We start from the raw sequence: 14,148 nt of genomic DNA, 5'->3' as shown, positions 1-14,148 counted from the left end.
CATATGTCAAGGAAAATATGGAAAGTTGCTTCAGATTACTCAATGATGCTGAAAAAGAAAAAAACCGTCGAAAATCAACGGTTCTTTCAAATTTCTTATGCAAACATATTCCACCCGATCGGCAACTTCATTCCCAGGTAAATAGTGATAGCCAATGCCACGACAAATACGATCCAAAGAATGGCTGTATTCTTTGCTTTCGCCGTTCTGACGAGGATCATTTCCAGCATGGCGATAACGATAATACCACCCAAGAATTTTATTCCGTAGAGTGCAGGATTATAAGCTTGGTGTTTAAAGAAAAGAAGTGCTCCAGTTGCGATAATCAGCAAATAAAAGACTCTCAATATCATATGAGTAATTTTCGCACCCTTTTGATTGCCGCCCTTTTGCAGCACCAAAACAATGACAAATAAAATGAGAGCAACTACCCATGTTGTAATGTGAGCATGAGTTGATTCAAACATATTCATTTCCTCCTAAAAACGTGTTTGCTGTTTCGATAGATTCCCTTCCAATCTTATCATATAAGGGGAATCCGACAAATCAGAAACATACTAGTTCACAGTATTGTGCAATTTGCCAATGCCTTCAATCGTAATCTCGATTTGATCTCCGCTTTTTAGCAAACGTGGAGGCTTGAAGCCTTTCCCAACTCCCGCAGGGGTCCCAGTAGCAATTATATCTCCTGGTTCAAGTGTCATTCCTTGTGACAAAGTTGAAATAATTACTTCTGTTGGGAAGATGAAATGCTTTGTATTGGAATCCTGCCGGACTTCTCCATTTACTTTTGTCTGGATCGCGAGTGCATTCGGGTTATCAATTTCTGAATGGTGAACAATCCAAGGCCCCATTGGACAGGAAGTATCAAGGCTCTTACCGATAAAAAATTGCTTATGATTTTTTTGAAGATCACGTGCTGTTACATCGTTAATAATGGTATACCCGAAAACGTAGTCGAGCGCTTCTTGTTCAGGTATATCTCTTCCTTTCTTTCCGATGATTAAAGCCAGTTCACCTTCGTAGTCAAGTTCGTTTGTTATGTCCGCATGAGCTTCCACAGGTGCTTCATGCCCAGTGACGGTTGTAGGTGCTTTGGTAAAGACGATAATATGTTCTGGAATATCCGCCTCGCTCCCCATTTCAATCGCATGATCACGATAGTTTTTTCCAACGCACATGATATTTTTGCTTGGTCTTGGAATAGGAGCCATCCATGTGATATTCTCTAACGAATGTAAATATTCGTCTTTTCCGTTTTGCTCCCCCCACTCAACAAGCTCTCTTACATTCTTGTAAAATTGATTGTCGCTTTCAATCCCTGCAAGAATGGTAGCGGGAATTTCTTTGTCTGCTGCTTTGGCTAATGCAAGAACATCCCAAACTTTTTGTCCGGTGTTGTCAACAACTCCGTATTTTTCTGCATCTTCTAATTTAAAGCTCATTAACTTCATTACCTGCACCTCTTTTTTGTTTTTTTCCATATGTTAAAAACCGCCAAAATTTCTCAATGGGCCCCTGTTTAAATTTGGACAGCCAGATTTCGGCGAATACTACTTGAATAATATAGATAGCAAAAGCGAGCCACGTCCCAGTCGCCAACGAAATTTTTCCGTAAAGCCCCAATCCGTAATGATAAAAAATCAATGTTCCAATGACGGACTGCATAATATAGATTGTAATAGACATCCGCCCTATCGAACTGAGTGGATGCAGCAGCTTTGCCACTTTGGCACTTCTCATAATTAAAACGATAGCGGCTATATAGGCCATGCCAAGAATAGGTCCGCCAATTGCATCTTGTATGTATTGAAAGCTGATGGTTAGTCCCATTAAAAAAGGTAACGTTTTTACAGCAATGCCAATAGGAAGAGCAATAAGTAAAATGACCAGCCATTTCTTCCACTGACTGGCTGCTTTTTCGAGCCATTGCATTTTCCCGGCCCCTGCACCAATCATCATCATTGGCAATATTATAAAAAAATAAATGATAAGACCGCCTGATAAATTGTTTGCTTTCCAATCCAAAATCCTCTGGTTTGTGATCTCCATGAAGCTTCCAGTTGAATAGATAATTTCCGACTGCTGTAGGCCCGCAATATCAATATAATCCGCAAGGGAAGCAGAATCAAACAATGAGGCTAAGACAAGCATGCCCGAAAAGAATAACTGCGGCAGCAAGTATAACCCCCAGCCTAATCCCATGAGCCATGGACCAGGCAGCCTCAAAAACAAGAGTAGTACCATTCCCATTAATGCGTATGTAATCAAAATATCTCCAGACCAAATAAAAAAAGCATGTATGATTCCAAAAATGAGCAATATGGAAAGTCTTCTCATACTAATCTTCAAAAAAGAGGTTCCCCTGATTGCGGAACGCCTTTGCATGATTACCAATCCATAGCCAAACATCATCGCAAAGATTGGATAAAAACTTCCTTGTACAAGGATATCTAACCACGTATACACAGTCAGATCCCCGTACTTCCACCATTCATATGGATTGTAGTAACCATACGGCGAATGAAAACTAATCATATTCACCAACAGAATCCCCAGCAGTGAGAATCCCCTGAGAACATCGAGAGTCTGAATCCTCTCCATTGTACTTACAGATTCCAAATGTTTATTCATTGTTGCTCCTTTCAGGCCATTGCAAGCTCCCTTACAAGACCCGCTTCATAACTCTTCCTTATTTCTTTATACCACCATCGTATAAGTTTGTCTAAAAAACTACAATTAATATTACTTGCTGCAATGAATTTTTTGAAAAAGGGCAAAACGGAAGCAATATCACCAATTCGATTCTTTTTCATAAAATACAATACATAGATAAATACGGCAATATGGAAGGATGTGAACGGTATTGCCTGGATTTGTTGGTGCCGTTCAGATTATCAATATAAATACAGGGGCAGCTTTCAATATTGGGGATGTATTTCAAATCCATCCGATTTCCTATGCCAAAACGTTCTCGGGTGCAGGGTCATTCAATACAGGCGAAGAGATTAGGGTTCGCAACCAGAATTCTGCCACTAATAGTTATGATGCCGATGGCCTGGATCAGGGTATTTTACTCAATCTATAAATGAAGGACACAGGAGGAAGCCATGATTGTAAATGTACAGCAGACCATTCACATACAAATGATTAAAATCGGCGGAATCACCAACTCCTCGGTACTTCAAATCGGTACTTCTGGAGTCATCACACCCTCTTCTCATCTATATAATACGGGTGGTTATACAGCTCCTGCTCCAGCCGTAACAGGCGAAGCTGAACTGGCACAGCAGGAAGTCAGTCTAATTCCATTATAGACGACTGATTAGGGGTGATAAATGAACTAACATCGCCACATCCTGTGGCACCGCCAGGCTTAGAACGTGACTTTCTATACATCGAAGCCGATGATTACTTATCGAAAGGAGGCTGGAGCCAGACATAGCGCATCGACTGTTATAGAATAATTTAGTTATTTTATCAAATGCGCCTTTGCGTATTTGCGCCCAGATTTTATCGAGCTCCGCTCGATAAATTTCCTCTGAAAATCTGTGGCATCCGCCGGAGGCTTTGACTTTATTCAGCCGGGGTTTGAACCCCCACTGAATGGAATAACAATATGCATTCATCTCACCACTTACAGAAGTAGGAGATTTATGCTGAATGAAGTTATATACCTTTTTAAACATTGAAAGGGTGTGGATGTACAAAATGCAGGCGAATTACACAATGCAGCAATTGTATTTTTTCATAGAAAGGCAGCAGAAGGAAATTACCTCTTTAAGGAATTCAATCCAATCCCTGTCAAATGAACTGAAACAATTGAAAGAAAAGCCGACTGTAACTGTTGAAAGGCTGGAATATAAGTTTGACCAGCTAAAAGTGGAAACACTTGAAGGGACCTTAAATATTGGAATGAACCCTGCTGACCTGAATTCCGTTGAGGATTTTTCAGCACCGCCAGGCTCGACGCAAACCCAGGCTTTTGTACGCCACCCCAACCTCTATGATGAGATACTTGAAAAGCTGAATCATTATATTGATAATGAATTGGATACCTTGATAAAAGATACAGAAACTCAGGTTGGCAGGAATCTTGAAGAGCCGTATATCAACATGATCAAAGAGGATATCCGCAAGCAAATCCCTGGTAGAGCCGATCATTATTTGGGTTTCTTCAGCACGCAGCATACCCATGATGTGAATGAAGAAGAGTTGTACAGTAAAGTATATAAGACATTGCTGGCGGATATTAATAAAGCTGTACATGGTTTCATTTCTCAAATTCCAAATCAACAGGGAGGGATGAACCCCCATGGAACTTAATATAGTGAACCGTGAATTATGTGTCGGGCAGATCCGGGTGATCGGGGTAAGTGCTTCATCCATTCTGCTGGTAGGAGATGCGGATACAATTCAGTTAGCATCTTTATTTGACACACCGCCGGAATCTTTGATCATTGGGCCTTTCGTTCCTCTTTCCCGATAAATAAGGAGATGCCATTATGCCGTTAAGAGGTTCTGTCGTAAAGACGATGGATATTAAAAATATGATATTCGGCTCTGTCGTTGAAATCGGCGACACTGTACATTTGAGAGCCTACACAGATGCTCTGGCCGTACAAAGATATAAAGAATTGTTTTTTGGCAACGAAGGTAATTTCAAGAATTACAATGCCTTCAACAAGCCCATCCCAATTCCTTCATTACCCAGGCAGCTGCCGTCCATTACGAAGTATAACGAGTATCCAGATATCAAGGTTGGTAATATTCACCTAATAACTATTTCTTCTTCTGCCATCGTTCAAATAGGTACTACTAATCACATTAATTCAGAAGCAAGAGTGCTTCATATCCGTCAAATTTCTCCGGGTAATGAGAGCGCAAGGCGCACAGCCTTAGGCGCACAAGGCGAATTGCAAGGAGGCAGCTTTTCAGCCACCACAGCAATTTGACTTGATCCTTGCGCCGATGGCGCCTGGAGCTAGACAAATGCTAAAGAAGGCGAAATTGCTTTGAGCTCTTAAAACGCCATATCATATCCTATGGCTTCGCCAGCACCAATACTTCCTGGAAGTTGCTGGACAAATCAAAATTATCATATAGGGTGATGACAAATGCCTGCTATTGTTGGACCTGTCCAAATTTTCAATGTCGGGGGAGGCGTTGTCCAGTTTGGGGATACAGCTGTCATTTCTCCCAAAAGTGCTGTAAAAACATTTGAAGGTTCTGGCTCTGCCAATACCGGCGGTTTTATCGTGACGAATAACGGAATCAGTGGAACCAACACACTTGATACGAATCTTGTTGACCAGCCGACAGTCGGGAATAACTAAGAAAAGTGGTAGCGTCCGATTACCGACGTACAAACTGGAACACTCAAAATGAGGGAGACACAATAACTCGATCTCCTCAAAGAGCCACCTCCCGATTCAGGATCGCACATCCTGTCGCTTCGAACTGCACTAGGACGTCCTGTCGCTTCGCTTGCACTTGTACTTCCTGTACGGCGGAGCTGGACACAGGGTTTAGTGAAAAATAAGCTATTCACCTTTATTAGAACAAAAGCGCAAGCGCCTGTTCATCGACGTACAGACTGGAGTGACTCCAACGAGATAAAGGAAACACGAAGTGCGAGAGTGCCTGCTTATCGGCGACAAGCATAAGACGAGCGCTGAAGAAGGTGTAGTTTGCCTTCAGCAGCGATTGGCTTATGACCTCGAGTCGATGGCACTCGCAGCCAGACAACACGGCGACGAAGGCAGGCTCAAAACGCGACATCCTGTCGCTTCGCTTGCACTAGGACGTCCTGTCCGTCGGAGCCGATGTTGACTTATCGTAGGAGGAGGCGCGAAGTCTGCTAGTCGATAGGCGCTGGAGCTGGACGTAGCACAATCTGATAAACAAGTTATACACAAGCATAGAATTTTATAATTTCCTATACAACAAAGAAAAGAGTGCCAAGGGACTGATTTTCCCTATTTGGCACTCTTTCGTTATAATTTTAAAATGTGGCTGCCATCAAAGAAGTATAGATATTTTTCTTTCACTTTCTTCTTCCAAATTTGTTCAATGGCCTGTCCATATAAATGGACTTGCATCTGATATCTCTTTTCAAGCACCTTTTTGGCTTGGTCGAAACCTCCCGGAAATCGGTTAGTGATAGCATCTGTTTTATAATCGACCAATATGGCACCATCCTCTTCCAACACGATGCAGTCGATCATTCCCTGGACGATAACAGATTCGTCTTCACCATCCCAATCGGGGTAGACTTCTTTTGCCTTAATGCCCATTGTGAAAGGAACTTCCCGTTCAGTTTTGGGTGATTCTAGGATTCTCCTGCCCAGATTACTTTGAAAAAAATGTACGATTTGCTCACCTGAAACTGCATCTGCCTGTTCAAGCGTAAGGATTTCTTTTTGAATTAAATCATCTAACAGATGCTCAACAGACATTAGTGACGGAGCTTCGTCAAGTGGAATATGCTGCATGACCGCATGCATGACTGTCCCACGTTCAGCTGGCGATATGGATTGCTTTTCAAGAAATTTCGGCTTGTTAAAAATCGGGGAGGTCCTACGCCCGCTTCCACCCATTAAGGTTACAGCGCTGGCCTCATCTTTTATTTCAGCCATTCTTTTAAGTTCCGAAACCGTTTGTTTCGACATTCTCTTTGAAGCAATCAAATGAGGATAACTCCAATTAAGCCTTGAAAACACCTTCTCTTTCAAAGGTGATTCGATACTTATAGACAGCCCTTCCTTCACGGTCTCAAGCCAGTCATCAGACTCCCTTTCTACTTCCTCTGCTGCTGACTGTAGCACGGATGTCGGTACAATATCTACTTTCCACCGAGATGGATGATTGCTGACTTCTCCAAAAACATCTGCTATATCAGCAATATTGCAGTCTTTGTGCCTGATAATCGCAGGTCCGATCCAATCCATAAATGTTGAAGCAGATGCCCGATCAAAATCCTTCAGGAGCCAATCTCCTTTAAGGCTTCCTTTGGACCACTTTTTGATCTCTTTTTCCAAATTTTTAACAATCCCAATGAGATACAGCTTTTCCTTTGCACGCGTAAGAGCCACATATAGAACCCTCATTTCCTCTGCAGCGAGTTCCATTCTCTTTTTTCTTTTCAGCGCTAGTTGCGGCAGGGATGGATAAGAGATTCTCTTATCAGAATCAATATATTTGCTGGCAAAGCCGAAGTCCTTATCAAACAAATACGAGCTGTTGATGTCCTGCATGTTGAACTTGCGCCCTAATCCTGCAGCAAATACAATAGGAAATTCCAAACCTTTGCTGGAATGGATAGTCATCAGCCGAACAACATCCTCCTGCTCTCCCAGTGCACGGGCAGCCCCTAAATCTTTGCCACGGTCCTGCATCCTCTCAATGAAGCGCAGGAAACGAAACAAACCTCTGAAGGATGTTTCCTCGTACTGGGAGGCCCTGTCATACAGCGCCCTTAAATTGGCTTGCCTTTGCTTTCCCCCTGGGAGTCCGCCTACAAATTCATAAAAACCTGTATCCCGATACAGCTGCCAGATCAAGCTGGACAGCAACCCGCTTCTCGCCATGCTTCTCCATTCATTCAATTGTCCAATAAATGGAGTCAGCTTCTCCCTGACTCTTTCAAGGGATGCATCACCAGGCATTTTAACAAATTTTTTTACAGCCTCGTAAAAACTGCCCTTCCTAAAGTTCATCCTGATTTGGGCCAAGGCTTCTTCGTCAAGGCCGACGATTGGAGAGCGGAGAACAGCTGCTAGCGGGATATCCTGATCCGGATTGTCGACGACTTTCAGAAGTGACATCATCACCGTTACTTCTGTCGCTTCAAAATAACCGGATGAAAGGTTGGCATACACTGGAATCCCTTCATGTTTCAACTCATCCATAATATCTTGTGCCCAGGTAAGAGATCTTAACAAGATGACAATATCCTTATACTGAACTGGACGGTGCAGTCCAATTTTCGGATCATAAACAGACTTCTCCCCATCAACGATCTCCCTGATTTTCTTTGCCAAGAATCTGGCTTCCAATCGGGATTGCTCGATTTCTTCTTCATTGAACCCGTCTTCTTGCAGATTACTCTCTGAATCCGATTCCTCTGATTGATCAATAAGTACAACCTCTATTGGGTAAACGTCATCCGAAGGATAACCTGCACCAAGAACAAGCTCGGCATCTTTGTTGTAATCAATTTCTCCGACACTTTTTCCCATAAACTGCTTAAATAGAAAGTTCGTGCCATCCAATACTTCTGCCCTGCTCCGGAAATTTCTGGACAGATCAATCCGAAGACCGTTGTTAATTCCGTCAGAATCGAACCTCGTATATTTTGCCAAAAACAAATTCGGTTCTGCAAGGCGGAATCGGTAAATCGACTGTTTCACATCCCCAACCATAAATAAATTCCCGTCATATTCACCGTCGGCCGAAATAAGCTGAAGAATTGTTTCCTGAACCATGTTTACATCCTGATATTCATCTACAAGCACTTCCCTAAACTGATTCCGATACTCCAAAGCAATTTCGGAAGGCTGGATTTCATTTTCAGAACTCTCACCATCCACAAATATATGAAGAGCAAAATGCTCAAGATCAGCAAAATCTACGATCCCTTTTTCTTTTTTCTCAAGAGTGAAACGGATGGAAAATAACTTTCCAAGCTGGACCAACGCCTGATAAATCGGGTGCATTTGGCGCATGTCACGCAAAAAGCCTTCCGCTTCTCTTGCAAAAACATCCTTGACAATCTTTTCTAAAATACCTTTGGCCTTCTTTCTAAGTGCATCGGCATCTTCCAATAGTTTGCGATCGTAATCGTCTCCGCGACAGCTTTTTGCCCTGGTAAACTTCCAGTTGTTCATCTCGCTGTGAAGAATTTCCCAGCTTTCTGTTGTTGCCTTTATCATCCGATTCACTATTTCCAAGTCATCCAGATAATTGGCTGCTCTTGGAGCCGGCCCGCCCGGCATTTTGGTCATTTCATAAGCCTCTTCAAGCATTTGCCTTGCACCTGTAAGCTGCAGCTTAATATCGGACAATAATATCTGTGTAAATGGAAGGTCCTCAATGCTGGTACCTTCCGGAATATTATACATATTAACAAGGGCATCCAACCAACGGTCCGGATGCGGGTGAGACCTGGAGAAATCATATAATTTAAGAACAAGTTCCTGAAGCTCTCCATCGCTCCGGTCTCCTGTAAAAGTGTCAACCAGCTCGAAAAACTGGTCATTGTTCTTTTTTCCGTATTCTTCTTCAAATAGATCATCCAGCACTTCATCTCGCAGGAGGCCGATTTCATTATCGTCGGCTACCCTAAAGTGAGGATCGATATCAATCATGTAATAATGCTTTCTCACTGCATCGAGACAAAAGGAATGAAGTGTTGAAATAGATGCCCTGTTTAACAAGCCTAGTTGTTTTCTTAGATGGACGGATTCCGACCGTTCGTTGATTGCCTGGGTCAGCGCTTCCCCTATTCTTGCTCTCATTTCTGCCGCAGCGGCATTCGTAAAGGTGACAACGAGCAGCTGATCGACATCAAGCGGATCTGTCTCAGCAATAACTCTTTGAATGATTCGCTCGACAAGCACGGCGGTTTTTCCGGAACCAGCCGCAGCAGCTACCAATATATCCTGGTCTTTTGCATAAATTGCTTTCCACTGATCATCCGTCCATTTCGCATGTTCAGGTTTTACTGGAATATCAGTTTTCAAGTTCTTCACCTTCTTCCCGAATACGTGTAATGACAGCTTCCCGTTTTTCCGGCTGAATCAGTCGAAATTCATTTTCCGGCAAAGCTGGGTCAAACTGGCAAACTGGTTTATACAGACAAAATTTACACGGCGTTTTATCCTTCATTCGATAAGGGTCTATATCCACTTTCCCCGATATGATTCCATTTCCCGACTGTTGATAAAGAGAACGTACATGACGCCTCAAGAGTCCAAGCTCTTCTTTCGTTGCGGATTTTGATCTGGCACTTAGCGTACCGTCCTTTTTTATCCCTGCCGAAATGATATTGGATTCACCTGTCTCCAAAGAGAAATCCATCAGACGAACTAAATCCGCATCTTCAAGGACAATCCCCTTCATCTTAAACTTCTTGAATATTTCTTCCTCTATTTCAGATAATGTCATGATTTTCTCAGTTTGAATCATCGGATTATGTAGATGGAAATAAAATACCCCTGCTGGGAATGCTTCTTCTCCAATCAGCTGCTTTGAATAAGTAATGATAATGTCTAAATACGTAAGCATTTGCAATGAAAGCCCGTAATAGACTTCACTTAGATCCAGCTCCCTTGCGCTGGATTTATAATCAATCACCCGTAAGTAAATCCCATGGTCGTTCTCAGCTTTATCTACACGGTCGATCCGCCCCTGCAACTCCATCTTCATCCCATTTTTCAATGTGAAGGACAATGGAGGAAGTGGCTGCTTCGGTCCAAAGGCCAGCTCTAATCCAACAGGTATAAACCCGCTTTCCTTCGCATGCCCGCTCATTACATAAGAGGCCCTGCCAATCACCTGTTCAAGCTTTCTTTTAATATAGTAAAAACGGTTGGAGCTTAACAGAATTTGATTTTGAAGTTTTGGGGCCAAATAGGCCACTGCTTCCCTGGCCAGTTGTTCACATTGTTTTTTCGTCAGGTCTGACCACTTCAAATTGTTTTTGTTCACTTCATCTGCAATCCACTTCAAAGCAGCATGAAATAAATCTCCAATATGAGGTGCTTCAAGCTTGAAAATGTCACGGTCCCGGAGCTTTAAGCCATGCAATGCGAAATGGGAGAAAGGACAGCTGTTAAAAAGCTCCATTCTCGATACGCTTGCCGTAATATTGTCCCCATACAGCTCTTTGCTCGTATTTTCCGAGAGTTTCTTCGTTCCATTATTAAAGAATAAGCTTGATAAAATCCTTTCAGCCCTTCTTTTCCAAAGCGAGTCTGACATATAAAAGTTATAGACATCCCACCAAAATGGTGCAACGGGATAATTTCTTTTCTTTAGGTTCAATTGTCCCGTCAAATAAGCTATCGCCGAATCCGGGTGGGAGATATATTCAAATTGATGATCACCGCTTAATTCTGCTGGATCATTCACAGCGATTGTTTCTACTACCTGAGGAAACATTCCTTTAATTCTATCAATGTAAGGGGATGGCTGGAGTGCCTTACCCTCGTCATCCGCCAAAGGCCAAGAAAGCAGCAGCTGCTCCTCTGCTGAAGTAAATGCCCTATAGGCGACGAACTCTTCATTGAGAAGCCTTCTTCTGCTGTCAGGGGCGATATTCATCCCAGAATCCATCAACGCTGTCCGGTCTTCATCCGAAAAGACTCCCCCTTCGCTGAATTTAGCGGGAAGGACACCGTCATTCAATCCGACGATAAACGAAACCTTAACACGAGAAAAACGCGACTGCTCAAGGTTTGCTACAAAGATCTGATCAATGGCTGGGGGAATCAATGAAAACTTCATCTCTTCCAATCCCGCATTCATCACTGGGATAAACTCTTCTAATGTCATTTTTGTATCCCCTAAAATCTCCACGAATTGGTCGAGCAGCTCCATGACATCATTCCAGGCCTGATCATGTTCCCTTGATTCAACAAGCTTGCCTTTCTCTTCAGCTTTCTGACTTAGAACCTCCAGCTTTCTAGGAATATCAAGTTCTTCCAAAAAGAAATAGACGGCTTCGCACAGATCCCGCCCTGTTTCTGCTTTTTTTAGACGCCTTGTAAGCCTAAGGATGGGCAGGGTGACAATATCCCTTGATATAGCAAGCTCCTTTTCGAGTTTCCTTTCTTCATCAGTCTGTACACCCCCATCCAACTCCAATCCGCGGAAACGGCGGTATATCCACCTGTCTTTTTTCGTCCAATCGGCGCCTTTGATCCCATAGGCCAGGACATAGTTTTCCAGCCTGTCCATCTGCTCCCTTAAATCGTTCAAATTAGTTTCCAGCGGAAAGAACAAATCGGTTTTTATTGCACGGAACACGTGCTCATATCTCCAATTGCTGTTGATCACTTCCAGGACGGATCGAATCAGTTCAACAAGAGGATGGTTAAGCATAGAGCGTTTTTGATCAATGAAATAAGGAATTTCGTAATCATAAAAAACGGTTTCTATCTCCCCTTGATATTGGTTCCCATTTCGTAGCAAAACCGCGATATCCTTATAACGGTAGCCATCTTCCATGACGAATCGACGTATTTCTCTTGCAATTCCTTCAATTTCTGCACGCTTATTGACGGATTGCATCAGTTTTATTACCGGATTGTCCGTATACTGTCCCGACGGCCTGCTTTCAAACCTGGACTCCAGGAATTTCAGGCTATTATGTTTAAATTTGAAGGTTTCCCCGAGAACCACATCATCTTCAACTGTAATTCCTTCCTGGATTGCCAGTTCATATAAGCTTCCGTATGCTTCCCCCGTCATCCTGAATAAATGAAGCTCATCAGGGATTTCATTTTTAAATGGACGGTCAAGCATAAGAGAAACAGAAACACGGCTGCAGGTTTTCATCAGTCGTTCAATCACCATATATTCTTGAGGTGTAAAGCTGGTAAAACCATCTATATATACTTCTGCATTCTGTAAGTAACGAGATTTCTCAATCGACTCCGCCAGCAAGCTCAAGGAATCATTCGAGTCCAGATATTTTCCCGTTAAAGCATCTTCATAATGCCTATAGATCAATTCAAGGTCATGCATCTTGTCAGCAAGTGCTTTCTGGGATTGAAAAAAGCCTACTTCTTCCCTTTTCTGAGCGAGATCGTCCGGCTCGACACAGTAATGTTTGAACTCTGTGAATATCTGTTCGACCTGCTGTATGAATCCTGTTTTATCAGATGCTTGCCTGAATAGCTTCAATTCAGATCTATGTTCTTCAATTATTTTTTTTATGAGCATATTTAACCCGGTGCTAGTCACATGGATTCGACTTGCTCCGCCTGTCTCCTGAAAAATACGCCAAGCAAGGCGAGGAAAGCTATATACCTGTGCACGGATCATTCCCGTAAGCCCCTCCGATTGCACCAATTCATATTCTGATATAAAAGTCATTTGCTCCGGAACAATATACAAGATCGGAGGGCCATCAGGTTGCTCTGTCAGTTTTTCTCTGATTTCCTTCTGGAATAGAGTTGTTTTCCCTGTTCCTGTACGGCCGATGACGAAGCGTAGTGACATGCTTTCAACCCCTCTTTTGTTGTAAACATCATCTTAATTGCTCTTCTATGTTTGTAACCTTATTATACCATACATGGCAGCTAAGAAACGAACATACATTCCTATTCATAGATACGTTTTCAGCAAAAAGAAAAAAGCCGCTATAACTTTTAGCAGCTTTCCCTTTATCATTTTGACAATATGTAAATTATCCCCGATCATATTGCTTTTGTTTCAGTTTCACTTCAATCCGCTTCCCAATATACCATAAAATTACGATGGCTCCGAGTGCAATCCCAGTCCTGACCGGCTGCCTGATCAATGAGATAACATCATAGCCGATGAAACTCATAATGAAGATCATGACTGCTTTCCCCGTCAATACAGCCAGCATGTACTGATAAATGCCAATACCTGAAAGCCCCGCTACAATATTGACGACTGCTGACGGAGTAAACGGGAAGCATAGTAAAAGAAACAGAGGACCAAACCCGCGTTTTTCCACCCATGCCATCAAGCTCTGCACTTTGGGATTTCTGCGGAGCGGGCCAAAAAGCCTTGCTTTGCCAAATCTTCTAATAAGGAGGAATACAAAGTAGGCCCCCCATGAAGCCCCAATCCAAGAGAAAAGAAAGCCCCACCCCAGACCAAAGGCATTAGCATTGGCCATCACAAACAGGAAAAGTGGCAAAAAAGGCAGAAAAGCCTCTAAAAAAGGCAACAAGATCCCTGGAAGCGGACCAATTGATCGGTATTTTTCAATCAGTTCGATTACATTTTCTATCGTCATCCAGTCTTCGAATGAGAACAAATCCATGAACATTCCTCTATTCCCAGCAGGTAAATGGGCCCGGCAACTTGATTTCTTATAAATTATAGCATAGCCGGGCCTGCTTGTTCTATTCGGCACCTTGCAAGAGGTAAAATTTTCAGCTTGCTATT

At 42.7% G+C, this 14,148-nt stretch carries 13 protein-coding genes; 6 read left to right on the top strand and 7 right to left on the bottom strand.

What is annotated here, in order from left to right; genetic code table 11:
* Positions 1–95 precede the first annotated feature (95 nt).
* The 3 genes from D5F11_RS11000 to D5F11_RS10990 all read right to left on the bottom strand — a co-directional run bounded on the left by D5F11_RS11000 (position 96) and on the right by D5F11_RS10990 (position 2,634).
* Positions 96–467, bottom strand: a complete 372-nt coding sequence (locus tag D5F11_RS11000; protein ID WP_120116415.1) for a YisL family protein — start codon at positions 465–467, stop codon at positions 96–98.
* Positions 468–557: 90 nt separating this feature from the next.
* Complete coding sequence (locus tag D5F11_RS10995) at positions 558–1,454, bottom strand: fumarylacetoacetate hydrolase family protein (RefSeq protein ID WP_120116413.1); 897 nt, start codon at positions 1,452–1,454, stop codon at positions 558–560.
* Positions 1,435–2,634 (bottom strand): DUF418 domain-containing protein, encoded by a 1,200-nt coding sequence (locus tag D5F11_RS10990; protein WP_120116411.1) that lies wholly within the window; start codon positions 2,632–2,634, stop codon positions 1,435–1,437. The genes D5F11_RS10995 and D5F11_RS10990 overlap by 20 nt, the downstream gene beginning before the upstream one ends.
* A gap of 232 nt (positions 2,635–2,866) precedes the next feature.
* Here D5F11_RS10990 and D5F11_RS10985 point away from each other — a divergent pair, with 232 nt between their 5' ends.
* Together D5F11_RS10985 and D5F11_RS10980 are read left to right on the top strand one after the other, a co-directional pair.
* Positions 2,867–3,088: a spore germination protein gene (locus D5F11_RS10985; protein WP_120116409.1), complete on the top strand. Its 222-nt coding sequence runs from the start codon at positions 2,867–2,869 to the stop codon at positions 3,086–3,088.
* A gap of 22 nt (positions 3,089–3,110) precedes the next feature.
* Complete coding sequence (locus D5F11_RS10980; protein ID WP_120116407.1) at positions 3,111–3,317, top strand: spore germination protein GerPB; 207 nt, start codon at positions 3,111–3,113, stop codon at positions 3,315–3,317.
* On the opposite strand, the gene D5F11_RS10975 is transcribed toward D5F11_RS10980, so the two are convergent.
* Positions 3,312–3,629: a hypothetical protein gene (locus tag D5F11_RS10975; protein ID WP_126646559.1), complete on the bottom strand. Its 318-nt coding sequence runs from the start codon at positions 3,627–3,629 to the stop codon at positions 3,312–3,314. The two genes, D5F11_RS10980 and D5F11_RS10975, sit on opposite strands and share 6 nt — an antisense overlap.
* 34 nt (positions 3,630–3,663) lie before the next feature.
* Here D5F11_RS10975 and gerPC point away from each other — a divergent pair, with 34 nt between their 5' ends.
* The 4 genes from gerPC to D5F11_RS10955 all read left to right on the top strand — a co-directional run bounded on the left by gerPC (position 3,664) and on the right by D5F11_RS10955 (position 5,336).
* Positions 3,664–4,326, top strand: coding sequence for a spore germination protein GerPC (gerPC, locus tag D5F11_RS10970; protein ID WP_120116405.1), 663 nt, complete (start codon positions 3,664–3,666; stop codon positions 4,324–4,326).
* Positions 4,316–4,489: a spore gernimation protein GerPD gene (locus D5F11_RS10965; protein ID WP_120116403.1), complete on the top strand. Its 174-nt coding sequence runs from the start codon at positions 4,316–4,318 to the stop codon at positions 4,487–4,489. Before gerPC ends, D5F11_RS10965 begins: the two co-directional genes overlap by 11 nt.
* A 16-nt stretch (positions 4,490–4,505) precedes the next feature.
* On the top strand, positions 4,506–4,955 hold the full coding sequence (locus D5F11_RS10960; RefSeq protein WP_120116401.1) for a spore germination protein GerPE: 450 nt from the start codon (positions 4,506–4,508) through the stop codon (positions 4,953–4,955).
* Positions 4,956–5,117: 162 nt separating this feature from the next.
* On the top strand, positions 5,118–5,336 hold the full coding sequence (locus D5F11_RS10955) for a spore germination protein (RefSeq protein WP_120116399.1): 219 nt from the start codon (positions 5,118–5,120) through the stop codon (positions 5,334–5,336).
* A gap of 660 nt (positions 5,337–5,996) precedes the next feature.
* Here the strand turns inward: D5F11_RS10955 and addA are convergent.
* From addA to D5F11_RS10940, 3 genes are all read right to left on the bottom strand, one after another.
* Positions 5,997–9,743, bottom strand: a complete 3,747-nt coding sequence (addA, locus tag D5F11_RS10950) for a helicase-exonuclease AddAB subunit AddA (protein ID WP_120116397.1) — start codon at positions 9,741–9,743, stop codon at positions 5,997–5,999.
* Entirely contained in the window at positions 9,733–13,227 is a 3,495-nt protein-coding gene (gene addB, locus D5F11_RS10945; RefSeq protein ID WP_120116395.1) for a helicase-exonuclease AddAB subunit AddB, read from the bottom strand. Before addB ends, addA begins: the two co-directional genes overlap by 11 nt.
* A gap of 187 nt (positions 13,228–13,414) precedes the next feature.
* A complete protein-coding gene (locus D5F11_RS10940) occupies positions 13,415–14,023 on the bottom strand; it encodes a TVP38/TMEM64 family protein (RefSeq protein WP_120116393.1) in 609 nt (202 codons plus the stop codon).
* Positions 14,024–14,148 lie beyond the last annotated feature (125 nt).

The sequence above is a fragment of the Siminovitchia terrae genome (genome assembly GCF_003605405.2).
GTDB classification, from domain to species: domain Bacteria; phylum Bacillota; class Bacilli; order Bacillales; family Bacillaceae_C; genus Siminovitchia; species Siminovitchia terrae.
The sequence above is the reverse complement of the archived record's forward strand: the minus strand, read 5'-3'. Positions and strand labels throughout refer to the sequence as shown.